Consider the following 24,992-nt stretch of genomic DNA (forward strand, 5'->3'; position numbering starts at 1 on the left):
CGGCCGGACGGCGGCCCGCGCCCGAGGCAGAGGCAACCGCCGGCCGGCCCGTGCCCGCGCCGAGCCGGTCCCGGGCAGCGGCCTCGCCCTCCATGGCCGGCTCGTTCGCCGAAGGCGCCCCGCTCACAGCTCCCCCATCCGCCGGATCACCGGCGCCACCCGCTGCACCCCGTGCCGGTAGGCACCCCGCGCGGCCCGCCGCACGATCTGCCGTACGGGTCCGGGGGTCCTGTCGGCGGCCGGCGCACCTGGCAGGGGCGAGCCGTCGGGGCCGAGGTGGTGGCGGGCGAGGATGCCGGGGAGGTAGCCGGGGGCGGTGGCCCGCGTGTAGTACGGCTGGAGCGGCGGGAGCTGAGGCCGGTCGAGCAGCTTCGTGATCCGCTCGCGGGCGGCGTCGAAGGCGGTCCCATAGGAACCGTCGGCGCAGACGCCCTGCCGGGACACCCACTCCTCGTCCGCCACCGGCCGGTGCCCGGCGTCGAGTTGCTCCCAGGAGGCCAGGCACCCGGAGCCGACGAAGTGGTGGTTGCCGAGGGATTCCCGGATGCCGAGGTCGGTGAGGACGACGGTCGGGACCCGCCGGTGCAGGGATTCGAGCGCGGCCGTCGAGCTGATCGTGACCAGCAGGTCGGTGCGGTCGAGGACCTCGCCCATGTTGCCGTACACCAGACGGAAGTTGGCCGGCAGGTCCCTGCTCTGGGCGAGCTTCTGGTAGGGCAACTCCTCGATGTGGGTGGTGTGTTCACCCGGCTTGGAGCGCAGCTTGAGCAGCACCTCGCGGTTCGGGTGCAGGCGGGCGTGCCGGACGAGCCTCTCCAGCAGGTAGGTGCGGTCCTTGCGGCTCTCCGGCACGGAGGGCTGCGCGGCGAACACCACGGTGTACGGCTCGTGTTCACCCGTGTACGGCTCGCCCCCCAGGAACGGCAGGGCGACTTCGGTCACCGCCGAGGAGTCGGCGCCGACACCGTCGTACACGGCCTTGAAACGGTCCGCGTCCTGGCGGGAGTTGGCGAGGACGAGGTCCGCTCCGTGGCGCAGGAGGAGGCCGTCGGCGAGCTTCTCGTAGACGACGCCGACGTACCCGGTGACGACGACCGGGCGGGGCCCGTCCTCCCAGGCGCGCTTGAGGCCGTGGAGCATGGCCTGCACGCCACCGCCGACGAGCGACAGGACGAGGACGTCGTAGGACCCGTCCCCCATCGCGCGCAGGAACTCGACGGCCGTGACCTCGCGCAGCGAGTCCGCGGCGATCCCCACCTCGGCGAGCTGCCGGGGTGTGGGGGTCGCGCGTCCGCGCAGCAGATAACCGTCCAGAATGGATTCCCGGCCGCTGTCGGGAGCGATGCGCCGGGCGGTGCGTGCTCCCCATTTCCAGCGGGTGTCGGAGTCCGCGAGGACGGCGATCCTGAGGGGTGTCGAAGTACGTGGTGGCACAGCACGAGACACTAGTGAGGCAAATTCCGGCATCACGAAAACCAAGAATCAACAAAAAGTGAACAGCAACCTACCGAGCGGCCAACTGGCCCGTGGAATCACGGAAAGCAGACAGGATGCACACTCCCGACGCATCGAGTTCACCGCCCGTACAGCTTCCGGACGCCTCCCCCGCCGCGACGCCTCCTAGGCTCACTCGGGTGCCCAAGCTCTCCGTGATCGTGCCCTGTTACAACGTGCAGCACCTCGTACTGGACACCCTCAGAAGCCTCCAGGCGAACGCGCGCGAGGATTTCGAGTTCGTCCTTGTCGACGACAAATCGAAGGACGACACCGCGGCCGTTCTGGAACGGGCGGCCGAGACCCTCTCGAAGGTCTCCGAAGTGCAGGTCGTCCGCCCCGAGAAGAATGGCGGACTGGCCACCGCGCGCAATAACGGACTGAATGTGGCGCGCGGTGAATATCTGACATTCCTCGACGGTGACGACTGGTACGCGCGCGGTTTCCTGGCCGAATTGGTGGATTCCATCGAGAACCTCGGCTGTGATTTCGTCCGGGTGGATCACGTGCAGACGACGGCCCGCGCCCGGGCGATCTTCCGGCACCCGGAGGGCCGCCGGAACGTGGTCCTGGACCCCCGCGACTCGATCCTCCCGGCGGACCGCTCGTCCTCGGTCGACTACCCGTACGCGTGGGCCGGCGTCTACCACCGCAGGCTCGTCGACCGGGGCCTGCTGCACTTCACGGACGGCCTGCGCACCGCCGAGGACCGGCCCTGGATCTGGAAGCTGCACCGCGAGGCGGAGTCGTTCGCGGTGGCCGACCTGCACGGCATCTTCTACCGGCGGGGCGTCGCCAACTCCCTTACACAGATCGGGGATGTGCGCCAACTGGACTTCATCCGCGCCTTCGACCAGGTCGTCGAGGAGACTTCGAAGGACCCGGACGCCGACCGGCTGCTGCCGAAGGCCGTCCGTACGTATCTCGCGATCATCGCCCACCACCTGTCGGAGATCGAGAAGTTCGAGCCCGCGGTGGCCAGACTCCTGCGGGTGCGCAGCGCCGCCGCCATGCAGCGGCTGCCGCAGGAACTCCTCAAGGACGTCCTCGACACCATGGACATCGAGCGCTCCGCCAAGCTGCGGCGGCTGCGCCGCAAGGCCACGACTGCGAAGGCGGCCGCCTGATGCCCCGCACCACCCAGATCTACGTCGCCTCCACGCTGTACGGCGTGGCGACCATCGCCGCCGCCATGGACGCGGACGCCTTCCCGGCGGCCGACCGCAGGCTGCTGCTGGTCTGCAACAACGGCAACGCCCCCGAGACCACTGACGCGTTGGACGCGATGCCGGGCTTCGGGCCGCTGCGCCACCGGTTCGACGGCGTGCTGTCGTGGAACGACGCGATCAGCCCCTTCCACCCGAGCACCTGGTCGCCGCGCGCCGACGACACCGTGCTGTTCGAGCGGTACCTGCGCATGCTGTGGGACCTCGGCGACGACCGCGTCGAGATCGTCCTGGAGTCCCTCCAGGTCAACCCGGCGCAGGCGATCGCCGCCTGCTTCTTCGGCGCCCCGGTCGACGTGTACGCGGACGGCCTGATGACGTACGGCCCGACCCGCAACAAGGTCGACCCGCTGATCGGCACCCGGGTCCGCCGGGTCCTGCACCTTGACCTGGTCCCCGGCCAACTCCCGCTGGTCCTCACGGAGTTCGGGGTCCCGGCGGAGGTCGTGCCGACGGACGCGTTCCTCAAGGTGCTCGGCGAGATCATCGACACCACCGAGGAGTTGCCGCGCCTGCCCGCCAACACCGCGCTCCTGCTGGGCCAGTACCTCGCCGCCCTCGACATCCTCACCGTCGACGAGGAAGAGGCGCTGCACGTACGGATGTTGCGGGGCGCGGTCGCCAAGGGCCACACCTCGATCGCGTTCAAGCCGCACCCCGCCGCACCGGCCGGTTACAGCAAGGCACTTGAGGCGGCGGCGAAGGAACTCGGCGCGGATCTCCTGGTGCTTGACACCCCGGTCCTCGCGGAGGTGCTGTTCGCCACCGCCGACCCGGCGCTGGTCGTCGGCTGCTTCTCCACCGCCCTGTTCACGGCGAAGGAGTTCTACGGCATCCCCGTCGCGCGGGTCGGCACCCCGCTGATGCTGGAGCGGCTCGTCCCCTTCCAGAACAGCAACCGGGTGCCGGTGATCCTCGCGGACGCGCTCCTGCCCGACCTGGAGGGCAAGGACGAACCGGTCGCGATGGACGACTTGTTGGAGACGATGGGCTTCGTCATGCAGGCGCAGATCTACCCGCACCTGAGGCCCACGGCGGAGCGCTACCTCGCCACCCGCCTCACCCCGCGCACCCAGCGCTTCTTCAAACGCCGCCGCCTCACCGCCCTCGGCCTGCCCGGCGGCATCCCGGCCCGCCTCGCCTTCCTGCCGCGCAACGCCACGGCCCGCAGGGTCGTACGACGGGCCCGCGCGCTGAAGAAGTCGGTGTCGAAGTAACCCGGCGGGGCGCCGGGATGAACATTCGGCGACGAGTGGGCGCACGGCCCGCTCCCCGCCCGGACGGGCCCGCCCGGCGCCCTACGATCCCCCCTGACCACCTCTCCCGTACGAGGGATACCAGCGTGACCGAGACGGCTGTAAGAACCACGGAGCCCCCGGCGGAGCGGATACCCGCGCCCAAGCCTCCCCGGGTGAACCGGCTGCGGGCCCTGGACGGGCTGCGGCTGGTGGCCGCGCTGATGGTCGCGGTGTACCACTACGCGGGGCGCGGCGCCCAGGTGTCGACGTCCTGGGGAGCCTCGCCGAAGACCGAGTTCCCGACGCTGCACCTGTTCGCGACGTACGGCTGTCTCGGGGTCCAAGTCTTCTTCGTCATCAGCGGGTTCGTGATCTGCATGAGCGGCTGGGGGCGGTCCCTCCAGTCGTTCTTCGCGTCCCGGGTCTCGCGGCTGATGCCGGCGTACTGGTTCGCCGTCGCGCTGCTCGTCGTCGTCATGGCGCTGCCCGCCGTGCCCTTCAAGGGGGTCTCGCCGAGCGACGCGCTGATCAACTTCACGCTTCTTCAGCAGCCGATCGGCGCGGAGCGGGTCCTCGGGGTGTGCTGGACCCTGTGGGTCGAGATCCGCTTCTACGCCCTGTTCGCGCTCCTCGTCGTCATCCCCGGCGCGAACCGGCGCCGGGTGCTGATGTTCTCCATCGGCTGGCTCTTCGCCATCCCGATCGCGCAGGCGTCGAAACTGCCGCTCCTCGACGTGGTCGTCATGCCCGAGTACGCCCCCTACTTCATCGGCGGCATGGGCCTCTACCTCGTCCACCGCGACCGGCGTGACATCTACGCCTGGGGCCTCGCCGCCGCCGGCTTCCTCATCGGCCAGCACTACGCCGTCAAGGACCTCTGGAACGCCTCCGACCCGAACGCCTTCGCCCACCGCACGACCTTCGGCATCGTCGCGATCGTCGCCTTCGGCTTCATCGCGGTCGCGGCAATCGCGCTGGGCTGGCTGAACTGGGCGAACTGGAAGTGGCTGACGGTGGCGGGCGCGCTGACGTACCCCTTCTACCTCCTGCACGAACACCTCGGCTGGGTGGTGATCTGGACCCTGCACAGGAAGCTGGACATCCCGGCGATCCCGACGTTCTTCCTGACGGTGGGGGGGATGCTGGTGCTGGCGTATCTGATCTACAGGTTCATAGAGAAGCCGTTCACACCGAAGTTGCGTTCCGCCTTGCTGAAGGCTCGCTAGTTCCTTCCGTACCGCGCCGCGACGCCGTCGATGATGATCTCCAGGCCCTCCGCGAAGTGCCGGTCGTAGTCCGCGAAGATCTCGGCCCCGGCGGCAGCCGCCAGCGGAAAGTCCGCCATCCTCCGAGCCCGCTCGGCCACGTCGTACCCCTCCCTCCGTTCCCCGGGGAGGGGTACGACGCCTTGTTCCTCGGTCACGAACCCGACCGTGTAGTTCGTGGCGGTGCTGTACGCCCGTACCCCATCGGCCAAAGAGAACCCCGCGTCGAGAAAGAACCGCAGGTTCTCCTCCATCCGCACGGCGTGCTCGGTCCCGGTGAACCGCGACCCGCTGAACACCTTCGCGCCGTCCCGGTACGACAGCAGCGCCCCCCGCAGGGCGACGCACGCCCCCCGGATCCGGTCCCGCCACGTGTCCCCGGCATCGAGGACGATCCCCGCCTCCATCCGCCGGAACATCACCGTCGCCATCTCGTCCAGCAACGCCTGCTTGTCCTTGAAGTGCCAGTACAGCGCGGGCGCCTTGACGTCCAGCTCCTTCGCGATGGCCCGCAGGGTGAGCCCGTCGAGCCCGACGTCGTTGAGCAGGGTCAGCGCCGTCTCGGCGACGCGGGTGCGGTCGAGGGGGGCACGGCGTTCGGTCGTCACGGGAAACAGCTTGACACCTTAACGGCGTTAAGGGCACTCTCGTGGACGTAGCCACTTAACAGCGTTAAGGAGACGACCATGCAGCACACCGACGTCCTGATCGTCGGCGCCGGCCCCACCGGCCTGACCCTCGGCATCGACCTGGCCCGCCGCGGCGTAACCGCCCTGGTGACCGAGAAAGGCCCGGCCCTCTCCCCCGGCTCCCGGGGCAAGGGCCTCCAGCCCCGCACCCTGGAGGTCTTCGAGGACCTCGGCGTCCTCGACGGGATCCTCGCGGCCGGCGGCCCCTACCCGCCGACGATGACCTGGCGGGACGGCGAACAGCTCGGCGAACGCCCGATGTTCGACCCCGTCGAGGAGGACGAGGGCTCCCGCTTCACCGAACCGTGGATGATCGCCCAGTGGCGCACCCAGGAGATCCTGTACGACCGCCTGCGCACCCTCGGCGGCCAAGTCCTGTTCGACCACGAGGCGTTGACCCTCACCCAGGACACCGACGGCGTGACCGTCACCTTCACCGGCGGTACGGAGATCCGCGCCCGGTACGTCGTCGCGGCGGACGGCGGACGCTCGACCCTGCGCCGGGCCCTCGGCATCGGCCTGGCCGGCGGCGAGACCCTCTCCCTCGACCCGATCGTCGTCGCGGACGTCCGCGTCCCCGGCCTCAGCCGCACGCACTGGCACATGTTCCCGCCGGCCGAGGAGGGCACCGGCTTCCTCGCGATCTGCCCTCTCGCGGGCACGGACCACTTCCAGCTCGTCGCCCAAGTCACGGGCGTCGAGGGGGCGTTGGAGACCCCGGCGACCGGCGAGACCGTGAGTCACGCCCCGCGCCCCGACACGGACGCCACGCTGGAGACCGTGAACGCCCTCCTCCGCGCCCGCACCCACCTCCCCACCGCGACCGACCTCACCTGGTCCTCGGCCTTCGTCCCCCGTACCGCCCTCGCCGACCGTTTCCGCGCCGGCCGAGTCTTCCTCGCGGGTGACGCCGCCCACATCCACACCCCGGCGGGCGGCCAGGGCCTCAACACCAGCGTCCAGGACGCCTACAACCTCGGCTGGAAACTCGGCGCGGTCCTGCGCGGCGCCCCCGCGAGGCTCCTCGACACGTACGAGGAGGAGCGCAGGGCGGTCGCCGCCGGCATGCTGGGCCTCTCGACGGCCATCGCCCGCTCCGAGGCGCGGCGCGGCCGCTCGACCCGCCAACTCGACCTGAACTACCGGGAGTCGAGCCTGTCACAGGGGACGACGTCATCATTGCGCGCCGGTGACCGCGTCCCCGTCACCCTCGCCGGCACCGACCTCCACGCCCTCATCCAGGGCCCCGACTGGACCGAACTCACCCTCCCCGAGGGCGTGTTCCTCGTCCGCCCGGACGGGTACGTCGGCTGGTCGGGGCCGACGCGCGAGGGCCTGGCCGAATACGCGGCACAGGTCGGCGCCTGAACTCACGTACTGGCCACGGAGAGCTTGACCGCGAACCCCAGGAACAGCGCCCCCGCCCCCGAAGTCGCCCCCGCCGCAAGCCTCTTGCGACGCCGGAACGCGGTCGCCAGCTTCGTACCGCCGAATATCAGCGCGCTCAGGTACAGCACGCTGAAGGCTTGCGCGAACGCGCCGAGCACGACGAACGACAGGGCGGGGTAGGCGTATCCGGGGTCGACGAACTGCACGAAGAACGCGATGAAGAACAGGATCGCCTTCGGGTTGAGCAGGCTCACGACGAACGCCCGCCGGAAGGGCCGCTCAACTCCCCCCACGGCGACAGGAGTCGCCCCCTCCGTCGCCCGCCGCGCCTTCCACATCCCCCACGCGGCCCGCAGCATCCCGACCGCGAGCCAGCTGAGATATCCGGCGCCGACGTACTTCACGATCCCGAACAGCAGCGCGTTCCCCTGGAGCAGCGAGGCGACCCCGGCGGCGGACAGCGTCATCAGCACGGTGTCCCCGCACCAGACGCCGGCCGCGGCGGTGTAGCCGGCGCGTATCCCGCGCCGGGCGGCGACGGAGAGGACGTACAGCGAGTTGGGTCCCGGCAGCAGGACGATCACGAGCAGACCGACGAGGTAGGTGGGGAGGTCGATGACACCAAGCATGGGACCGAGTGTGACATGGGGATACGGCTGTGACGTGCGGGGCGTTTCCGGGGGCCCGGCACCCCGTTCAGAACGCGGTGCGGGGCGTTCCGGAAGGCCCGGCGCCGGTTCAGAACGCGTCCGTCGGGACGTACGTCCCCCACACCTCCCGCAACGCGTCGCACACCTCGCCGACCGTCGCCCGCGCCCGCAGCGCCTCCCGCATCGGGTACAGCACGTTGTCCTCCCCGGACGCCGCCTTCCGCAGCGCGTCCAGTGCCGCGTCCACCGCGCCCTGGTCCCGGCCCGCCCTCAACTCCGCGAGCCTGCGCGCCTGTTGCGCCTCGATCGCCGGGTCGACGCGCAGCGGCTCGTACGGCTCCTCCTCGTCGAGGCGGAAGCGGTTGACGCCGACGACGACCCGCTCCCCGGCGTCCTGCTCCTGGGCGATCCGGTAGGCGCTGCGCTCGATCTCGCCCTTCTGGAAACCGTGCTCGATCGCGGCGACGGCCCCGCCCAACTCCTCGACCTTGCCCATGAGTTCGAGCGCGGCGGCCTCGACGTCGTCCGTCATCCGCTCGACGACGTAGGACCCGGCGAAGGGGTCGACGGTGGCGGTCACGTCGGTCTCGTACGCCAGCACCTGCTGCGTCCGCAGCGCGAGGCGCGCGCTCTTGTCCGTCGGCAGGGCGATGGCCTCGTCGAAGGAGTTGGTGTGCAGGGACTGGGTGCCGCCGAACACCGCGCCCAACGCCTGGACGGCGACCCGGACGAGGTTCACCTCGGGCTGCTGCGCGGTGAGTTGGACGCCGGCGGTCTGCGTGTGGAACCTCAGCATCAGCGACTTGGGGTTGCGCGCGCCGAACTCGTCCCGCATCACGCGGGCCCAAATGCGCCGTGCGGCACGGAACTTGGCGACCTCCTCCAGGATCGTCGTCCGCGCGACGAAGAAGAACGAGAGGCGGGGCGCGAAGTCGTCGACGTCCATGCCGGCGGCGACGGCCGTACGGACGTACTCGATGCCGTCGGCGAGCGTGAACGCGATCTCCTGCGCGGGGCTCGCACCGGCCTCCGCCATGTGGTACCCGGAGATCGAGATCGTGTTCCACCTGGGGATCTCGGCCCCGCAGTACTTGAAGATGTCGGCGGTCAGCCTGAGGGAGGGCTTGGGCGGGAAGATGTACGTCCCTCTCGCGATGTACTCCTTGAGTACGTCGTTCTGGATCGTCCCCGTCAACTGCCGTGCCTCGACGCCCTGCTCCTCCGCGACGAGCTGGTACATCAGCAGGAGCAGCGCGGCGGGGGCGTTGATCGTCATCGACGTGGAGACCTGGTCGAGGGGGATGCCGTCGAACAGCACCTTCATGTCGTCCACGGAGTCGATCGCGACGCCCACCTTGCCGACCTCGCCGGAGGCGAGCGGGGCGTCCGAGTCGTGGCCCATCTGGGTGGGGAGGTCGAAGGCGACGGACAGTCCCGTGGTGCCGTTCGCGATCAGGTGGCGGTAGCGGGCGTTGGACTCGACGGCCGTGCCGAAACCGGCGTACTGGCGCATCGTCCAGGGGCGGCCGGTGTACATCGACGGGTACACGCCCCGGGTGTACGGGTACTCCCCGGGTACCCCCAGCTTCTCGGCCGGGTCCCAGTCCGCGAGCGCCTCCGGCCCGTAGACCGGTTCGATGGGGAGTCCGGACTCCGACTCGCGTGTCATGCTGCCGCCGCCTCTCGCCGGTCTGATGGGCCTCGGCACCATCTTGGCCCAGCGGCGTACGGGAGTCCCGTAGCTGAGACGGCGCGGACGGGACCGGGGGAACGTGTCCCGCCCGCGCCAGGTGCACGAAGCCGTAGGTACGGGGGGAACCCCGGCTCCGTGCGAGGGCCGATGACCAGTCGGCTACTTGTTACTGCGCCGGGGAGCGAGAAAGTGTCACACCCTCAGGGAGATTTCTTTGAGAACCGGGCTCAGAACCGGGCTCAGAACCGGACTCAGGACCGGGCTCAAGACTGGGCGAGGAGGTGACCGCCGCCGTGCGGGCGCGCGCCTCCGCCACCGCCGTGGCCTCCGCCCCCGTACCCGCCCGAGCCGGACCAACCGCCTTGCCCGCCACCGGAGTTGCCGCCGCTCCAGGAACCCTTGGTGGTTCCACCGGACCCGCCGGCCGCGAACCCCGCACCCCATCCCCCCTGAGAGCTGCCCCCGGAGCCGGACCCCCCGCCGGATCTGGACCCGCCGTTCACCCCCGCACCCCCCGTATCCCCCTTGCCTCCGCCGGAGCCCCCGTCGCCCCACCCGCCCTGGCCACCACTGCCCCCCTTGTCACCCTTGTCGCCCTTGTCGCCCTTGTCGCCCTTGTCGCCCATGAGTACTCCGGCGCAGTAGGCGGGCACCTTGGCCGCACCGCCCGCAGCCCCCTCCAGCGACTTGCGACGGGCCCCGTCCACGGACCGCCCGAGCGCGAGATCCCGGCACGTCGTACCGAGCGCCTCGGCCTCCCGGCTGCTCTGCCCGCCGGTAACGCCTCCCCCGGAGGTAGTCCCCCCGGATGCGCCGGACCCGCCGGACGAGGTCCCGCCCCCGGTGGTACCCCCACCACCCCCACCCTCAGGTACTACCCCCTCGGCACTGACCCCGGGCTCGGGCACCGGAGTAGTACCCCCCTCCCCGTCCTCGGACGGATCCGGCGTGGGCGTGGCGGCGGCGGAGACGGTCGTACCGGGCTCCGGCGTCGTGCTCCCCCCGCCGGACCCCACCCCGGCGACCACGGCCGCACCCCCCGCGACCCCCAGCACCAGCGCGGCGGCGAGCCCGAACCGGGCCACCCGCTGCCGCCGCGACACCCCGGAGGGCACCTCGGGCACCCCGAGCCGGACCACGCCACCCATCTCGGCGGCATCCCCCACCGGCCCCCCGACGGCGTCCCCCGCGCGCACCTTGCGGAACGCGGCCAGCGCGGCGGCCTCGCCGGGCAGCTCCGCGCCGTCGTCCGCACCGGCCGGCGTCAGCGAGCCGAGCGCGCGCGCCAGACGCGCCGCCCGTTCCCGGTCCGCGGGCTCGACGACGTCGGGCGACTCCCCGCTCAGCAGCCGTTCCGCCGTGTCGGAGTCCAGCCACCTGTACTGCTCGTCGGCCATCACATGTCCTTCTGCGTCCGCGCGCACGCATGCGTCACACCCGGCGACGGCAGGGTCCCCGGCTGCTGGGGCAGCGCGTCGAGCACCGCCTCGGGATCCTCCCCGATCAGCTCGGCGAGCTTCTTCAGTCCGCGGTGCGCGGCGGTCCGTACGGCGCCGGGCCGCTTGCCCAGCGTCTCGGCGGCGGTCTTCGCGTCGAGCCCCATCACGACCCGCAGGACGACGGCCTCGGCCTGGTCCTGCGGAAGCCGCGCGATCAGGGAGAGCGTACGGCCGGTGGCGAGCGCCTCGATGGCCTCCCCCGCGGTGTCCGACTCGGCGGCGTGCCCGCTGAGCTCGGTCTCGTCGCCCCCGATGGCGGGCCGGCGCCCGCGCATCCGGATGTGATCAAGAGCACGGTTCCTGGCGATCCGCGCGGCCCAGCCCCGGAACCGGTCGGCGTCGCCGCTGAACCTCTCCAGGTCCCGCGCGACCTGCAGCCACGCCTCGGACGTCACGTCCTCCGCGTCCGCCTCTCCCACCAGGGTCCGTACGTACCCGAGCAGCCGGGGATGCACGGCGCGGTACACAGCCCGGAACGCGTTCTCGTCCCCGTCCTGCGCACCGAGCACCGCGGCAGTCAGCTCCGCGTCGTCCCCCAGCACCCCGGCACCCTGGTCTCTAGATCGTCTGATTCGCGCCACCGGAAGATCCCTGGACAGGGCGGTCGGTCCCCACCCCGCTCCCCGGCGCGAAAGGCACGTTACGACCTCGATCCGCGCCCCGTCCACGCCGGTCCCCTGTGTATCCCGGCCAGGTGTGACACAAACCGCCGTCCCGACGCTGTACAGAACACGGGCCGCCGCGCGACCCGTACAGCGACGACCGGGGTCTCTCCTGTGGGGGGTGGCGACCCCGGTCGTCGCCTGTTCGCACGCTCCTCGCGCCGCGTACGCCCCCCGGCTACGAGTCCGCCGAAAAGCCGCAGGAAGTCCCCGCTCCCCCCTCCCGCCGCCAGTCGTCGCACCGCCGGGTCGGCGCCCGCAGCGCCCCCGAATCCCGCGCCACCCGAAACGCGGCCACCGCCTCGGCCTCCGCCCCGGTGTCGGGGTCGGGCAGGGTCAGCGCGTCGGCGAGGAGGCGGGGCAGGTCGGTCATCCGATCCCCAACTCCTTCGCGAGCCGCCGCAGTCCACGATGCGCGGCGGTCCGTACGGCGCCGGCCCGCTTCCCGAGCACCCGCGCGGCCGCGGGCCCGTCCAGCCCGACGACGACCCTCAGCAGCACGGCCTCCGCCTGATCGGGCGGCAGCATCCGTACGAGGGCGAGGGCGCGCTCGGTCGACAGCGCCTCGGCGACCTGGTCGTACGTGTCGTGCGGCGCGACCGGCTCGACGTCCTCCAGCGAACCGCCCCGGACGGGCCGTACCTTCATCCGCCGCAGATGATCGAGGGCCCGGTGCCTGGCGATGGTCGCCGACCAGCCCCGGAACCCGGCCCCGTCCCCCCGGAACCGCCCCAGGTCCCGGGCGATCTCCAGCCACGCCTCGGACGCGACGTCCTCCGCCTCGTCCCCGACGATCCCCTTGAGATACCCGAGCAACCCGGGCTGCACGATCCGGTAGACCACCCCGAACGCCACCTCATCGCCCTCCTGGGCACGGGCGACGGCCACCCCGAGCTCCCCGTCGAACGCCGCCTGAGGGCGCCGGGGTTCCCCACCCTGCCCCACAACAAGTCCCCGTAGATCCCGAAGTCCGAGGGCGACGACCGCGCGGCCCACCCCCGTGGGACCGCACCGGCCGCCGGTCCGCGACGCGGCCCTCACTACTCCCAGCGACGAACGGCCCGAATCCATCACGGGGTTGAGGTGTGGAACGGGTCACATGCCGGGGGCGAAGGGAGAAAGGCTCACGGCATTCGCCCGCTCACTCGCCGGGCACCACGTCGGCGAACGACCGGACATCCCCGAGGGCGTCCTCGGCGGTTCCCCCCAACTCCGGGTCCCCGAGGAGCCGTTCCAGACAGGCAACCACCTCGGGGCCGACGACGCCCCGCGTCCTGCCGAGATGCCCCATGCACGTCACCGCCAGCGACCGCAGTTGGGGCTCGTTCCCCTCCCGCACCTGGTCGAGCAGCAGGCCCTCCAGCCAGCGGCGGTCCGGGTCCTCGTAGGTCAGGTACAGGAGAGCCCGGGTCGCCCGGGAGGTGTCCCCGCTCGCGAGGTCCGCCAGCTTCTCGGTACGCGTGGTCATGGGTGGGCGCCGGCAGCTCGCGCACCCCTCAAGACGCCCCCACCACACGCCCCCGCCGAGAAACCACCGCCCGCAGCACCCTTCGCCCCTCGGTCGACACGTCCACCGCGCGCCGCAACCCCGCGCCCCCGTGCGCCGTGACCACCTCCAGCACCGTCACCTGGCGGCGGAGTTCGGCGACGACCAGTGGGGGCAGGCCCTCGGTGCGGCCGTCGCGGGGGATGTCGGTGTCGGTGCCGGTGGGGTCGAGGAGGAGGTGGATGCGGAGGGCGGCGAGGGAGCAGGTGTCGGCCCAGTCGCGGAGGGTGTCGGCGGTGCGGTCGGGCGGCGTGCCGTCGAGCATCGCCCGGGTGAGGAGGACGGCGTCGTCCTCGGAGTCCGCGCAGCCGTCCAGCTTCGACTGGATCTGCTGGAGGAGGGCGGGCCAGTCGGCGGGGTCGCCGCCGGGCGCCAGGTTTCCCCACAGCGGTCTGAGGGCTTCGTCGTCACCGCCCAGCAGCGAGACGCACCGATCCAAACAAGCCAACCCGCTTGCCGCCAGCGTCAGTTCGTCGGCCCCCGCCAACAGTTCGGCCAGGTTCATCGCCTTCTCCCTCCCCTGGGCCTCACCCCCGTACGAAGCCCCTGTTTCCCTGTGGCGCCCCAGTCTCACAGGGCCACCACCCGAAACGCCAGGGCAAGCGGAACGGAGATTTCCGGCCAGAAATGGCCGAGAGAGGGGCGGAAACGCCCGTCCCGCACAAACGCCCGCCTCACGGAGAAACGCCCACCCCGAGCGACACCGCCCCCTGAGGCCCCGCCAACGCCTTCTCGTTCTGCATCCGCGTCACCCGCAGCACGACGAGGATCGCCAGCACCCCCGCCACCGCCCCCATCAGATCCGTGACCATGGTCACCCCGCTCGCCTCCCGGAGCTCGGCAGCGGTTTCCGCGGACCTGTAGTTCACGCCCGCCCCCCAACCGACGAGAGCCGTGAGCACCCACATCACCCACCAGGCGTTGACGAGCCCGTAGGACACCGTCCGCCCGACCGGCGCACTCGCCCTCCAGACGTCGGCCATCACCCGCCGGGGAATCCAGAAGTTGGCGATCGGCAGGAACCAGCCGCCGATGGTCCACCCCCGCCCCATCGCGTGCCCGGCCGGCTCGAAGACCTCCGCGTTCACGCGGACCCGCCAGAACCAGCAGAGGTAGACGACGATGGCGGCCATGAACGGCGGCCCCTGGACCACCGCCGCCAGATTCTCCAACCGGTCCGCCTCGACGGCCCGTTCGACGACGTCGACCCCGTCCGCGAGGTCGCTGTAGACGCCGTACGTCACGCTCCCCGCCCACAACCCGAACAACCGCGTGACGACGACGGCCCCCAGCAGCACCGCCGTGGCCCTCCCCAGCCCCACCGGAGAACGCAACCACGCAACAGCCATGAAATCCCCCCAAGATACGAGAATTCCGGCCCTCCCCAGAACCAGAACGCGCATTCTCGCACAGGAGCACAGGAACCCCTCAGCTCACCCGCCCCGCCAACTCCCGGAACCCCGCCCACGGCAAGGCGGGTGTACGGGAGTCCCACAGTTTCTGCGCGGTCGCCCGCAACGGCATCCGGATTCCCGCCGCGACCTGCGCCTGCGTCTGCGACTGGGACAGATCGCACCACACGGCGAAGACCCCGCCGAGAATCTGGGAGTCGTAGGACGAGGAGACCTCGGCGGTTCCCCGCAGCACGCGGGGATTCCACCGCTCGTAGATCCGCTGCCCCGTCGGATAGACGAAGGTGTTCGGCTCCCCGAGCACGTAGTACAGGAATTCGTCGTTGTAGTTGACGACTTTCCGTCCGGCGGAGAGATAGGCGACGGGTTTGCGCGCCCCCAGTTCCTTCCCGGTCCAGTACGCGACCTGGATCCCGTCGGCTGCCTCGACGGACGTCCCCGCGTAGAACCCGTCGTTCCAGGCCCGCACGGTCCGCCCGGCGACCGCCTTCGCCCGGTCGTTGAGCCACCCGGTGGCAAGGTCGGCGACGCTCGCGCCGGAGCCGTACGCACTCCGCGCGGCGGCGGCGAGCTGGGGGTAGAGGGCACCGGGATTCGGCACGGTCAGGGCCTGGTACTCGTCGCCCCCGAGATGCCAGGACGAGCCGGGGAACAGTTCCGTGTATTCGCCGAGGAGTTCGTCGACGAGCTTGGCGGAGGCGGGCTTGGAGATGTCGACGGCGCCTTTCGCGGGCACGCCGTTGACATTGCGCAGCTGGAGTTCCGGATGCGCGGCGATGACCGCCCCGAGATGCCCAGGGGAATCGATCTCGGGCACGATCTCGATATGCCGGGACGCCGCGAGGGAGACGATCGACCGCACCTCGGATTTGGTGAGGTGAATCTTCGAGACGACCTCCGGATGCGTGTCGGAGGCGATCCGGAAACCCTGGTCGTCGGAGAAGTGCAGCCCGAGCTGATTGAACTTCAGGTCGCCCAGTTCCCGTACCCGGTCCTCGATCCAGGACGCGGTGAAGTTCTTGCGCGCGATGTCGAGCATGAACCCGCGTACGGGCTTGGCGGGCTTGTCCCGCACGACCCCTTCGGGCGCCGCCCCGCTCCCGCGCACCTCCTGCTTCAGCGTCCGCGTCCCGTAGAACACCCCCGCCTCGGACGCCCCGCTGACGGTGACCTTCCCCCCGCTCACGGTGATGCTGTACGCCTCCGGGGGTCCCTCCTCGCCGAGTTCGAGCCGTACGTCGCCGTCCCGGCCGTCGCCCGCCTCACCGCCGTAGGAGATCCCCAACTCCCCCGCGATCAGCCGCCCTTCGTCGGCGAGCCGGGAGTCGTCGACGACGACCCGGTACGCCTTGGCGGGCCGCCAGCCGGGGCCGCGCGCCGGGGTGTGGGAGACGACGGCGGGGATGGTGCGGGGGCCGGTGGACAGGGGGTACGAGGAGGGGGGCCGGGTGGTGGGAGAGGCGCTGGGGGTGGAACGGGAGGCCCGCGCGGACGCCTCGGTCCCGCCGCCCTTCGGCGACGACCCGGACGTGGCCCACACCCCGACCCCCACCCCGAGCCCGACCGTCACCACGAACGCCCCGGCGACCAGGGCCCCTCGCCGCCCACCGCCCTGCCGCGTACCCCGCCGATGCCTGCTCACGCCGTCAACCTAAGGCTCACGACCGACCACCCGTCGTCCACCACACGTTCCGAAACTCTCCCGATCGAGTGAAATTCGGGCAACTGTCGGACACACCACGACCACTCTCGATAACGTGGCGCCACACCAGCATCCCGTGACACAAGGACCAACGCTGCCCGCCCACCGCGTGGCCATACCGGCCCTTCCCGAACAACCATCACCTACGCACCAACGCCTCGCCGCGTTCAACACGGCTCCCCCGGCGGAGGCGTACACACTCCTCCTCACCTGCCTCCACAGCGAGACCTGGGCGGTGAGAGTGACCACCCACCGCCCGTACCCCACGGTCGAAGCCCTCCTGGCAGCAGCGGACGAGGCGGCGTACGACCTGACGAGGGGGGACCTGACGGAAGCACTGGCGGCGGAGAAGATGCCGCAACTCCCGCCGGGTACATATGTAGCGGCCCATATGGCGCTAAGCGCCGCGCACACGGCATACGAGTCGAAGTTCGGCCACGCCTTCGTCATCGCACCCGACACTCTGGATCACACCCTGGAAGCCATCCGGTCACGTTTGCTGAACGATCCGGAGGACGAACGGGTACTGGCGGCGGACGAACTCCGCAAGCTCGCAAAGCACCGGTTGATGAGGGCCTTTTAGGGGCGCGAGGAACTGCGCGACCAGCCACAACGGCGCCGCACCCGGCACATAACAGCACCCACCACCCCAGATGCCGCACGGCTTCACCCATCCGCGTGCCACTTTGATCACACCGGTAGGCCCGCCGTAAACCCGCCCCCACTGCGTAGCTAACATGCTGGGGGCCGGTGGACCGTACCCGGCCGGGCCGACCGACAGCACAAGCCGGCAGGCCCCGACACCCCGCTCCCGGAGGGACTTCCGTGCCGGCTGGAACGCTGTACCGCGGCCGGGAAGGAATGTGGTCCTGGGTGGCTCACCGAGTCACCGGCGTCCTCATCTTCTTCTTCCTGTTCGTTCACGTGCTGGACACCGCTCTCGTCCGCGTCTCCCCCGAGGACTACGACAAGGTCGTAGCCACGTACAAGACGCCGATCGTCGCCTGCCTTGAGTACGGCCTCGTCGCCGCCATCCTCTTCCACGCCCTCAACGGCCTGCGCGTCATCGCCGTCGACTTCTGGTCGAAGGGCCCGCGCTACCAGAAGCAGATGCTGTGGACGGTCGTCGGCCTGTGGGTCGTGCTGATGATCGGCGCGATCTACCCCGTCCTCGGCCACGCGGCCCGCGAACTCTTCGGGAGCTGACACCGATGGCCACCACCGAAACCACCGCGTCCGGCATCGGCCCCGTCGAGGGCGGTTCGCTGTACGACGTCGACAACCCGGCCCCGTACATCGAGGCCCCGCGCAAGCGCACGAAGAAGACCCCCAAGTCGACGCGGGGCAACTTCGAGCTGGTCGCGTGGCTGTTCATGCGGCTGTCCGGCATCGTCCTGGTCGTCCTGGTCATCGGCCACCTGCTGATCCAGCTCGTGCTGGACGGCGGCGTGTCCAAGATCGGCTTCGCGTTCGTCGCGGGCCGCTGGGCGTCCCCGTTCTGGCAGGTCTGGGACCTGCTGATGCTGTGGCTGGCGATGCTGCACGGCGCGAACGGCCTGCGTACGGTCATCAACGACTACGCGGAGCGCGCGAACACCCGGCTGTGGCTCAAGGGCCTGCTCTACACCGCCACGGTGTTCACCATCCTGCTGGGCACGCTGGTGATCTTCACCTTCGACCCGAACATCCGCTAGGCACGGGGCTGCGACCAACATGAAGATCCACAAGTACGACACCGTCATCGTCGGCGCGGGCGGCGCCGGTATGCGCGCGGCCATCGAGTCGACGAAGCGCAGCCGCACCGCCGTGCTGACGAAGCTCTACCCGACCCGCTCCCACACGGGCGCGGCGCAGGGCGGCATGGCCGCCGCGCTGGCGAACGTGGAGGAGGACAACTGGGAGTGGCACACCTTCGACACGGTCAAGGGCGGTGACTACCTGGTCGACCAGGACGCCGCCGAGATCCTGGCGAAGGAGGCCATCGACGCCGTCCTCGACCTGGAGAAGATGGGCCTGCCGTTCAACCGGACGCCCGACGGGACGATCGACCAGCGCCGCTTCGGCGGGCACAGCCGCAACCACGGTGAGGCGCCGGTGCGCCGCTCCTGCTACGCGGCCGACCGCACCGGTCACATGATCCTCCAGACGCTGTACCAGAACTGCGTGAAGGAGGGCGTGGAGTTCTTCAACGAGTTCTACGTCCTCGACCAGCTCATCACCGAGGTCGACGGGGTCAAGCACTCCGCGGGCGTCGTGGCGTACGAGCTGGCGACCGGCGAGATCCACGTCTTCCAGGCGAAGGCCGTGATCTACGCGTCCGGCGGCACCGGCAAGTTCTTCAAGGTGACGTCCAACGCGCACACCCTCACCGGTGACGGGCAGGCCGCCTGCTACCGCCGGGGGCTGCCGCTGGAGGACATGGAGTTCTTCCAGTTCCACCCGACCGGCATCTGGCGCATGGGCATCCTGCTGACGGAGGGCGCCCGCGGTGAGGGCGGCATCCTGCGCAACAAGGACGGCGAGCGCTTCATGGAGAAGTACGCGCCGGTCATGAAGGACCTCGCGTCCCGTGACGTCGTTTCCCGCTCCATCTACACGGAGATCCGTGAGGGCCGCGGCTGCGGTCCCGAGGGCGACCACGTCTACCTCGACCTCACGCACCTCCCGCCGGAGCAGCTCGACGCGAAGCTCCCGGACATCACCGAGTTCGCGCGCACCTACCTCGGCATCGAGCCGTACACGGACCCGATCCCGATCCAGCCGACCGCGCACTACGCGATGGGCGGCATCCCGACGAACGTCGAGGGTGAGGTCCTGTCGGACAACACCACGGTCGTTCCGGGTCTGTACGCCGCCGGCGAGGTCGCCTGCGTCTCCGTGCACGGCGCGAACCGCCTCGGCACCAACTCGCTGCTGGACATCAACGTGTTCGGGCGGCGGGCCGGCATCGCGGCGGCCGAGTACTCGCAGACGGCCGACTTCGTCGAACTCCCGGAGAACCCGGCGCAGTTGGTCGTCGACCAGGTGGAGAACCTGCGCGCGTCGACCGGGACCGAGCGGGTGGCGGTGCTGCGCAAGGAGCTCCAGGAGACCATGGACGCGAACGTCATGGTGTTCCGGACCGAGCAGACGATCAAGACGGCCGTCGAGAAGATCGCCGAGCTGCGCGAGCGGTACAAGAACGTCTCGGTGCAGGACAAGGGGCGGCGGTTCAACACCGACCTCCTGGAGGCCATCGAGCTGGGCAACCTGCTCGACCTGGCCGAGGTCATGGCCGTCTCCGCGCTGGCCCGCAAGGAGTCGCGCGGCGGTCACTACCGCGAGGACTACCCCAACCGCGACGACGTCAACTTCATGCGCCACACCATGGCGTACCGCGAGGTCGGCGACGACGGCACGGACTCGATTCGTCTCGACTACAAGCCGGTCGTGCAGACCCGCTACCAGCCGATGGAGCGTAAGTACTGATGGCAACCCCCGTTCTGGACAAGGTGGAGGCGGAGGCCGCGGCCTCGGACCACCTCATCACCGTCACGTTCCGCGTCCGCCGGTTCAACCCGGAGGTCTCGGCGGAGGCGGTCTGGGAAGACTTCCTGCTGGAGATCGACCCCAAGGAGCGCGTCCTCGACGGCCTCCACAAGATCAAGTGGGATCTGGACGGCACGCTCACGTTCCGCCGCTCCTGCGCGCACGGCATCTGCGGCTCGGACGCCATGCGGATCAACGGCAAGAACCGGCTTGCCTGCAAGACCCTGATCAAGGACATCAACCCGGCCAAGCCGATCACGATCGAGCCCATCAAGGGCCTCACGGTCCTCAAGGACCTGGTCGTCGACATGGAGCCGTTCTTCCAGGCGTACCGCGACGTCATGCCCTTCCTCATCACGAAGGACACGAACGAACCGACCCGCGAGCGCCTCCAGACGGCCGAGGACCGCGAGCGCTTCGACGACACGACGAAGTGCATCCTCTGCGCGGCCTGCACGTCGTCGTGCCCGGTCTTCTGGAACGACGGCCAGTACTTCGGCCCGGCGGCCATCGTCAACGCCCACCGCTTCATCTTCGACTCGCGCGACGAGGCCGGTGAGCAGCGCCTGGAGATCCTCAACGACCGTGACGGCGTGTGGCGTTGCCGCACCACCTTCAACTGCACGGACGCCTGCCCGCGCGGCATCGAGGTCACGAAGGCGATCCAGGAGGTGAAGCGAGCGCTGATCACGCGCCGCTTCTGACCACTGCGCGTCACCGCTGAGGGCCCTGTTCCGCACCACCGGGAACAGGGCCCTCAGGGGTTTTGGCGGATTCGCGCTGCTGCCGCCGGCTGCTTCTCGCCGTCACACTCCTGTCGAACGTTCCGACAGACACCGGGTGTTGGGGAGGGCGGGGGCTTGTGCCGGCACCGAATGTGACTCCGCCTTGGCAGAGCCCCGACCCGCTGGGATACGGGCACGGCTCCAAGGAGGCCCAGTTCGTCGCCGCGCCCCTGCTGGCCGCCGCGGCACTCGGACTCGCCGGCGTCGTGGCGGGCGCCAAGGACGACCTGTTCCTGTTCTCGGGGCCGACCCTCCTCATCCTCGTGCTCTCCGCGATGTCCCTGATCTTCAGCATCCAACTGGCCTATCACGCACGGAAGTTCCTCTACTCCCGGCAGGACGTCTACGACTGGCACGAGTACGAGGCCGCGGACGAGCGGACGCGACTGGCCCTGCGGACGAAGCAGTACAACGACTACCGCACCTGGTTCCGGTTCAACAACAAGGCCAACCTCGGCTTCAACACGGGGACCGTCCTCCTGGCGTTCGGTGTGGCCGCGGCGCTGGCTCCCGGTGGCGACAGCAGCCAGAAAGGCTGGCGGTGGTGCGCGGCGGGCATCGTCCTGGCCTGCGCCTTCGGGGAGATCTACTGGCAGCACCGGCTCACCCGTCTCATCGACGAACGCGCCGCCGAGAACAGTCGACCCGTCCGGCAAGGAGGCTCCACATGACCATGCACGCCATGGCACTTCCCGGTTACCAGGCCCACTCGGTGCTCTGTGGCAGCTGTCCGGCGAACCTGGGACACGTCAGCACGACCATGATGCCCCTCCTCATGCACGAGTGGCAGAAGGCGTTGCGGGCCGGTCCTGCCGCCATCGACGCCTACCTCGCCGAGCACAACGCCGGGGTCGTCGACCGGCACGACGAGAACTGCCCGTTCCGGGAGTTGCCTCCGGTCGTCCACGCGTCGCACAGGACCTGGGACGACCTCGTGCGGGCCCGCCACGCCTTGGACGCCGCACGCGCCGGAGAATCCTAGAGCTCCGGACCGCCCCGGACCCGGTGGTCGTACACGCGCCGCTCCGGTCTGATCCCCGCCAGCAGATCCGACACGTCCGCGAACACCTCCTCCTCGCTCTCCCGGTCCCCCGGCAGCGGATACCGCAGGGCCTCCAGCAGATCGAAGCGGTGCAGGTCGTAGACGACGTGCATCAGGCCGGAGTACGCCTGCGCGGTCGTCACCGCGCCCTTGTAGGCGAGCGCGGCGAGGAGGAGACCGGTGGCGGGGAGCCACCACAGGGCGGGTTCGTCGTACAGGGCGGGGAGGGCGGTCGCGGTCAGTGCGAGGAAGGACCAGCAGAGGTTGACGGCCGTGTCGAGGGCGTCGCGGGCCGAGCGGAGCGCCTCGTCGACACGGCCGGAGACCTGGGGGTAGATACGGGGCCAGGAGGACAGCGTGGTGAGGCCGTACCGCTCACCGGCGCTCAACTCCCCGGCGCGCAGGGCGTTTCCGAGGGCGGTGGGCAGGAGGAGGTCGCCCGGCGGATGACCGGCGAGCCGGCGCAGGGCATCGGCGCGGATCCGTTGCTCACGTTCACCGCCCGTCTTCCCGTACGCCCGTTTCCGCAGCGCCCGCCACCGCCTGCGCTGCACCCCCGTCAGCACCCCGGCGAGCCGGGCCGTGAGCGGCCAGCGGTCCCAGTAGCCCTCCAGGACCCGTACCGCCCGTACCTGGAACGGCTGGAGGAGCAGGCCGAGAAGGGCCGCGCAGGCGGTGAGGGCGGCGGTGAGCTGGAGCGTCGTCTCGGGGCGGCGGGGCCACACCGCGCCCCAGTCGCTGCGCCCGGAGAAGCTCCCCGCGCGGACGAGGACGAACACCCCGGCGACGAACAGCGCGCACGGCGCGAAGTGCACCGACAGCACTCGTCGCACGAACTCCGCCTCCCCTTGGGCTGTTTGAGCGGTGTTCAGTATGGGGTGCGGTGGCGGAAGGGGCTGGTGTGGCTCAAAGAGTGCGTTGATCTGCTTGAGAGTTCAAGCCAGACTCTGGCGCATGGCAATCCTGAGAAAAGCGGCGACGGCCGGACTGGCCCTGACAGCCGTGCTCTTCGCGATACCCCCCACTGCCTCGGCAAGCCCCGCGTGGACGACGGAGACGTCGGCCGGCAGTTCGATCACGGTGGTGCCCAGCACAAGTGGGCGCCCCGGCAAGGAACTTCTCTTCCACACGGAGGGCAACGGCAAGGCGTTCCTCGTCCTCCCGCTCAAGTCCCTGCCGGGCAACAGCCTTTGGGCCCGCGCGCGGGTCAAGGTGGGGGCGTACCCGATCTCGCCGGACTGGGCGCACTGGACGATGGCGGAGGCGTCGGGGAGTGATTCGCCCACGCTGGTACGGCCGTTGGGCGGGCAGTACGCGCCGACCGACAAGGGGAACTTCTACGGTGTCGGCTCGGACCTGGGCGTGACCGGCGACTGGACGAACTGGCGGACCTCGGCGCCCGCGGTGGGCGGCGTCTGGCAGTGCCTGGAGTTCCACCTCGACGCGTCGGACAACAAGGTCACGGTGTACTTCGACGGGGTGGAGAACCCTGATCTGACGGTGTCGACGAAGAACCACGGCGGGACCGCCGACGACTTCGTGTTCCCCAAGTTCGACAAGCTGAAGCTCGGCTGGCAGCTCTACCAGGCGAACCCGGACCCGGCGTCGTACGACGTGCGGATGGCCGACATCGCGGTGGGTCCCCGGCGGGCCGGCTGCTGAGGCCGTAGGGCCCGTGGAGGGGTCCGCCCCTGGGAGAAGATCAGGGGCGGACCCGGGACCCCGCGGGGGGATCAGCCGCGCAGGACGCGGCCCTGCTTGTCCGTGCGGTCGTTGCTGACGAGGAAGATGATGCCGTCGATCAGCGCCCAGATGCCGAGGCCGCCGCAGGTCAGGAGCTGGGCGATACCGACGCCGACGTTGCCGACGTAGAAGCGGCCGATGCCGAGGTAGCCCAGGAAGAGCTGGAGGATGCCCGCGACGATCTTCGACTTGTCGGAGTACGGGCGGCCCTGCGGGTCGTAGCCGTAGGGGGCATCGGGGTTGGGGACGGGGACGGTCATAGGAACTGCTCTCCTGACGGGACTGCTCGGAATGCGAGAACCGGGGAGCGCGCGCCTGTCAGCACATGACTCGGTCGCCCCCCGTGTGTGAGCGCTGAGCGTAGGCAGCCGACGGTGCCCGACGGCAGGCATGTCGAACGATCGTTCCCGTTCCGTGACAAATCTTGCGCCAAGTTCCGGCTGCTTCAAGCCACTTCGGAAACCCCGCTCAACCCGGGGTCATCAGGGGGCGTCGCGTCAGCGAAGGTTGCGGGCGACGGTCCAGGTGACGGCGAGGCCGAGGATCAGCGCCTGCCCGCGCACGCCGATCCGCGGCCGCCAGGACCGGCGGCGCCCGATCCCCTCCCACATCCAGCGGGCCAGCAGCGCGAGTGCGAACGGGGCGGCGAGCAGCAACGCCCGGTTGTCGAGCCACGCCGCGTCGAGGCGGCCGTGCATCAGGTCGTACGTCATACGGGTGCCGCCGCACGCGGGGCACAGCAGGCCGGTGACGAGCCGGAAGGGGCACTGGGGCAGGAGGTGCCCCGGCTGGTGGGGGTCGGTGCCGTAGAGGTACACCGACCCCGCGGCACCGGCGACGAGCACCGCGAGAGGGGCCGTCGCCGGGTGCCGGAGGAAGGAGACGGCGGGTTTCGGGTCTCCGGACGGCACGGGTGCCGTCTCAGCCACGGAGGACCCGGCCCTGCCCGTCCGTCGTGCTGTCGCTGGTCAGCAGGATGATGCCGTCGATCAGGGCCCAGATGCCGAGGCCGCCGCAGGTGAAGAGCTGGGCGAGGCCGAGGCCGACGTGTCCGACGTAGAACCGGCCGACGCCGAAGGTGCCCAGGAAGAGCTGGAGGATGCCCGCGACGATCTTCGACTTGTCGGAGTAGGGGCGGCCGTAGATGTCGTACCCGTAGGGGGCGTTCGGGTCGCCGGTGTAGGTGCCGGGCGGCGCGTATCCGGCGCCCGGGGGCATCTGGCCGCCGGGGTACGCGTAGCCCTGCGGGGGCGGGGGGTAGCCCGGCCCGGGCTGGCCCGGCTGGCCCTGCGGGGGCGGGGGGTACCCCTGGCCCTGCGGCGGCTGCTGGTAGCCGTATCCCGGCTGGGGCTGCCCGTAGGGCCCCGCGCCCGGGTAGCCGTATCCCGGGGGCGGCTCGTAGGGCTGCTTCGGCTGTTCCGTCACGGTG

At 70.5% G+C, this 24,992-nt stretch carries 28 protein-coding genes; 12 read left to right on the plus strand and 16 right to left on the minus strand.

Annotated elements, in window-relative coordinates:
* Window positions 1-123: 123 nt before the first annotated feature.
* Window positions 124-1,467 carry a DUF6716 putative glycosyltransferase gene (locus ACLZOT_RS42275; RefSeq protein ID WP_416974538.1) on the minus strand — a complete coding sequence of 448 codons (1,344 nt, stop codon included), beginning with the start codon at window positions 1,465-1,467 and terminating at the stop codon, window positions 124-126.
* A gap of 167 nt (window positions 1,468-1,634) precedes the next feature.
* Between ACLZOT_RS42275 and ACLZOT_RS42280 the strand changes: the two genes are divergently transcribed.
* The 3 genes from ACLZOT_RS42280 (at window position 1,635) to ACLZOT_RS42290 (ending at window position 5,184) form a co-directional block, all read left to right on the plus strand.
* Window positions 1,635-2,621 carry a glycosyltransferase family 2 protein gene (locus ACLZOT_RS42280; RefSeq protein ID WP_416974539.1) on the plus strand — a complete coding sequence of 329 codons (987 nt, stop codon included), beginning with the start codon at window positions 1,635-1,637 and terminating at the stop codon, window positions 2,619-2,621.
* Complete coding sequence (locus ACLZOT_RS42285; protein ID WP_416974540.1) at window positions 2,621-3,937, plus strand: alpha-2,8-polysialyltransferase family protein; 1,317 nt, start codon at window positions 2,621-2,623, stop codon at window positions 3,935-3,937. Before ACLZOT_RS42280 ends, ACLZOT_RS42285 begins: the two co-directional genes overlap by 1 nt.
* A gap of 125 nt (window positions 3,938-4,062) precedes the next feature.
* Window positions 4,063-5,184 (plus strand): acyltransferase family protein, encoded by a 1,122-nt coding sequence (locus tag ACLZOT_RS42290; protein ID WP_416974541.1) that lies wholly within the window; start codon window positions 4,063-4,065, stop codon window positions 5,182-5,184.
* Here the strand turns inward: ACLZOT_RS42290 and ACLZOT_RS42295 are convergent.
* Window positions 5,181-5,831, minus strand: a complete 651-nt coding sequence (locus tag ACLZOT_RS42295; RefSeq protein WP_416974542.1) for a TetR/AcrR family transcriptional regulator C-terminal domain-containing protein — start codon at window positions 5,829-5,831, stop codon at window positions 5,181-5,183. The two genes, ACLZOT_RS42290 and ACLZOT_RS42295, sit on opposite strands and share 4 nt — an antisense overlap.
* A 78-nt stretch (window positions 5,832-5,909) precedes the next feature.
* Here ACLZOT_RS42295 and ACLZOT_RS42300 point away from each other — a divergent pair, with 78 nt between their 5' ends.
* Window positions 5,910-7,280, plus strand: a complete 1,371-nt coding sequence (locus ACLZOT_RS42300; RefSeq protein ID WP_416974543.1) for an FAD-dependent monooxygenase — start codon at window positions 5,910-5,912, stop codon at window positions 7,278-7,280.
* A 2-nt stretch (window positions 7,281-7,282) separates the two neighbouring features.
* On the opposite strand, the gene leuE is transcribed toward ACLZOT_RS42300, so the two are convergent.
* The 10 genes from leuE to ACLZOT_RS42350 all read right to left on the minus strand — a co-directional run bounded on the left by leuE (window position 7,283) and on the right by ACLZOT_RS42350 (window position 16,405).
* On the minus strand, window positions 7,283-7,930 hold the full coding sequence (leuE, locus tag ACLZOT_RS42305) for a leucine efflux protein LeuE (RefSeq protein WP_416974544.1): 648 nt from the start codon (window positions 7,928-7,930) through the stop codon (window positions 7,283-7,285).
* A gap of 109 nt (window positions 7,931-8,039) precedes the next feature.
* Window positions 8,040-9,620: an acyl-CoA mutase large subunit family protein gene (locus tag ACLZOT_RS42310; RefSeq protein ID WP_416974545.1), complete on the minus strand. Its 1,581-nt coding sequence runs from the start codon at window positions 9,618-9,620 to the stop codon at window positions 8,040-8,042.
* 287 nt (window positions 9,621-9,907) lie between these two features.
* Window positions 9,908-11,041 carry a hypothetical protein gene (locus ACLZOT_RS42315; RefSeq protein WP_416974546.1) on the minus strand — a complete coding sequence of 378 codons (1,134 nt, stop codon included), beginning with the start codon at window positions 11,039-11,041 and terminating at the stop codon, window positions 9,908-9,910.
* Window positions 11,041-11,685, minus strand: a complete 645-nt coding sequence (locus tag ACLZOT_RS42320; protein ID WP_416974547.1) for an RNA polymerase sigma factor — start codon at window positions 11,683-11,685, stop codon at window positions 11,041-11,043. Before ACLZOT_RS42320 ends, ACLZOT_RS42315 begins: the two co-directional genes overlap by 1 nt.
* A 298-nt stretch (window positions 11,686-11,983) precedes the next feature.
* The gene (locus ACLZOT_RS42325; protein WP_416974548.1) at window positions 11,984-12,178 is read right to left on the minus strand and encodes a hypothetical protein; all 195 of its coding nucleotides are present in this window, start codon (window positions 12,176-12,178) and stop codon (window positions 11,984-11,986) included.
* Window positions 12,175-12,750 carry an RNA polymerase sigma factor gene (locus ACLZOT_RS42330; RefSeq protein ID WP_416974549.1) on the minus strand — a complete coding sequence of 192 codons (576 nt, stop codon included), beginning with the start codon at window positions 12,748-12,750 and terminating at the stop codon, window positions 12,175-12,177. Before ACLZOT_RS42330 ends, ACLZOT_RS42325 begins: the two co-directional genes overlap by 4 nt.
* Window positions 12,751-12,946: 196 nt before the next feature.
* The gene (locus tag ACLZOT_RS42335) at window positions 12,947-13,273 is read right to left on the minus strand and encodes a hypothetical protein (RefSeq protein WP_416974550.1); all 327 of its coding nucleotides are present in this window, start codon (window positions 13,271-13,273) and stop codon (window positions 12,947-12,949) included.
* Between the two features lie 28 nt (window positions 13,274-13,301).
* Complete coding sequence (locus tag ACLZOT_RS42340; protein ID WP_416974551.1) at window positions 13,302-13,856, minus strand: hypothetical protein; 555 nt, start codon at window positions 13,854-13,856, stop codon at window positions 13,302-13,304.
* A 169-nt stretch (window positions 13,857-14,025) separates the two neighbouring features.
* Window positions 14,026-14,700 (minus strand): DUF4328 domain-containing protein, encoded by a 675-nt coding sequence (locus ACLZOT_RS42345; protein WP_416974552.1) that lies wholly within the window; start codon window positions 14,698-14,700, stop codon window positions 14,026-14,028.
* 79 nt (window positions 14,701-14,779) lie between these two features.
* Window positions 14,780-16,405 carry a beta-N-acetylhexosaminidase gene (locus ACLZOT_RS42350; protein WP_416974553.1) on the minus strand — a complete coding sequence of 542 codons (1,626 nt, stop codon included), beginning with the start codon at window positions 16,403-16,405 and terminating at the stop codon, window positions 14,780-14,782.
* A 169-nt stretch (window positions 16,406-16,574) separates the two neighbouring features.
* On the opposite strand from ACLZOT_RS42350, the gene ACLZOT_RS42355 reads away from it, so the two are divergent.
* The 7 genes from ACLZOT_RS42355 (at window position 16,575) to ACLZOT_RS42385 (ending at window position 21,760) form a co-directional block, all read left to right on the plus strand.
* Window positions 16,575-17,048, plus strand: a complete 474-nt coding sequence (locus tag ACLZOT_RS42355) for a 2-oxo-4-hydroxy-4-carboxy-5-ureidoimidazoline decarboxylase (protein ID WP_416974554.1) — start codon at window positions 16,575-16,577, stop codon at window positions 17,046-17,048.
* 242 nt (window positions 17,049-17,290) lie between these two features.
* Window positions 17,291-17,671, plus strand: coding sequence for a succinate dehydrogenase, cytochrome b556 subunit (gene sdhC / locus ACLZOT_RS42360; protein WP_010351863.1), 381 nt, complete (start codon window positions 17,291-17,293; stop codon window positions 17,669-17,671).
* Window positions 17,672-17,676: 5 nt separating this feature from the next.
* Window positions 17,677-18,159, plus strand: a complete 483-nt coding sequence (locus tag ACLZOT_RS42365) for a succinate dehydrogenase hydrophobic membrane anchor subunit (RefSeq protein ID WP_055721466.1) — start codon at window positions 17,677-17,679, stop codon at window positions 18,157-18,159.
* A gap of 19 nt (window positions 18,160-18,178) precedes the next feature.
* Window positions 18,179-19,933, plus strand: a complete 1,755-nt coding sequence (gene sdhA / locus ACLZOT_RS42370) for a succinate dehydrogenase flavoprotein subunit (protein ID WP_416974555.1) — start codon at window positions 18,179-18,181, stop codon at window positions 19,931-19,933.
* The gene (locus ACLZOT_RS42375) at window positions 19,933-20,697 is read left to right on the plus strand and encodes a succinate dehydrogenase iron-sulfur subunit (protein WP_055721464.1); all 765 of its coding nucleotides are present in this window, start codon (window positions 19,933-19,935) and stop codon (window positions 20,695-20,697) included. The genes sdhA and ACLZOT_RS42375 overlap by 1 nt, the downstream gene beginning before the upstream one ends.
* Window positions 20,698-20,855: 158 nt before the next feature.
* On the plus strand, window positions 20,856-21,449 hold the full coding sequence (locus ACLZOT_RS42380) for a hypothetical protein (protein WP_416974556.1): 594 nt from the start codon (window positions 20,856-20,858) through the stop codon (window positions 21,447-21,449).
* Window positions 21,446-21,760 (plus strand): hypothetical protein, encoded by a 315-nt coding sequence (locus ACLZOT_RS42385; RefSeq protein ID WP_416974557.1) that lies wholly within the window; start codon window positions 21,446-21,448, stop codon window positions 21,758-21,760. The genes ACLZOT_RS42380 and ACLZOT_RS42385 overlap by 4 nt, the downstream gene beginning before the upstream one ends.
* Here ACLZOT_RS42385 and ACLZOT_RS42390 read toward each other — a convergent pair.
* A complete protein-coding gene (locus tag ACLZOT_RS42390; RefSeq protein ID WP_416974558.1) occupies window positions 21,757-22,653 on the minus strand; it encodes a hypothetical protein in 897 nt (298 codons plus the stop codon). The two genes, ACLZOT_RS42385 and ACLZOT_RS42390, sit on opposite strands and share 4 nt — an antisense overlap.
* Window positions 22,654-22,774: 121 nt before the next feature.
* On the opposite strand from ACLZOT_RS42390, the gene ACLZOT_RS42395 reads away from it, so the two are divergent.
* On the plus strand, window positions 22,775-23,482 hold the full coding sequence (locus ACLZOT_RS42395; RefSeq protein ID WP_416974559.1) for a hypothetical protein: 708 nt from the start codon (window positions 22,775-22,777) through the stop codon (window positions 23,480-23,482).
* A 71-nt stretch (window positions 23,483-23,553) separates the two neighbouring features.
* On the opposite strand, the gene ACLZOT_RS42400 is transcribed toward ACLZOT_RS42395, so the two are convergent.
* From ACLZOT_RS42400 to ACLZOT_RS42410, 3 genes are all read right to left on the minus strand, one after another.
* Entirely contained in the window at window positions 23,554-23,823 is a 270-nt protein-coding gene (locus tag ACLZOT_RS42400; RefSeq protein WP_416974560.1) for a TM2 domain-containing protein, read from the minus strand.
* A 237-nt stretch (window positions 23,824-24,060) separates the two neighbouring features.
* The gene (locus ACLZOT_RS42405; RefSeq protein WP_416974561.1) at window positions 24,061-24,492 is read right to left on the minus strand and encodes a DUF2752 domain-containing protein; all 432 of its coding nucleotides are present in this window, start codon (window positions 24,490-24,492) and stop codon (window positions 24,061-24,063) included.
* Complete coding sequence (locus tag ACLZOT_RS42410) at window positions 24,485-24,988, minus strand: TM2 domain-containing protein (protein ID WP_416974562.1); 504 nt, start codon at window positions 24,986-24,988, stop codon at window positions 24,485-24,487. The genes ACLZOT_RS42405 and ACLZOT_RS42410 overlap by 8 nt, the downstream gene beginning before the upstream one ends.
* Window positions 24,989-24,992 lie beyond the last annotated feature (4 nt).

Source organism: Streptomyces sp. 4F14, assembly GCF_048159485.1.
Taxonomy (GTDB): Bacteria; Actinomycetota; Actinomycetes; order Streptomycetales; family Streptomycetaceae; genus Streptomyces.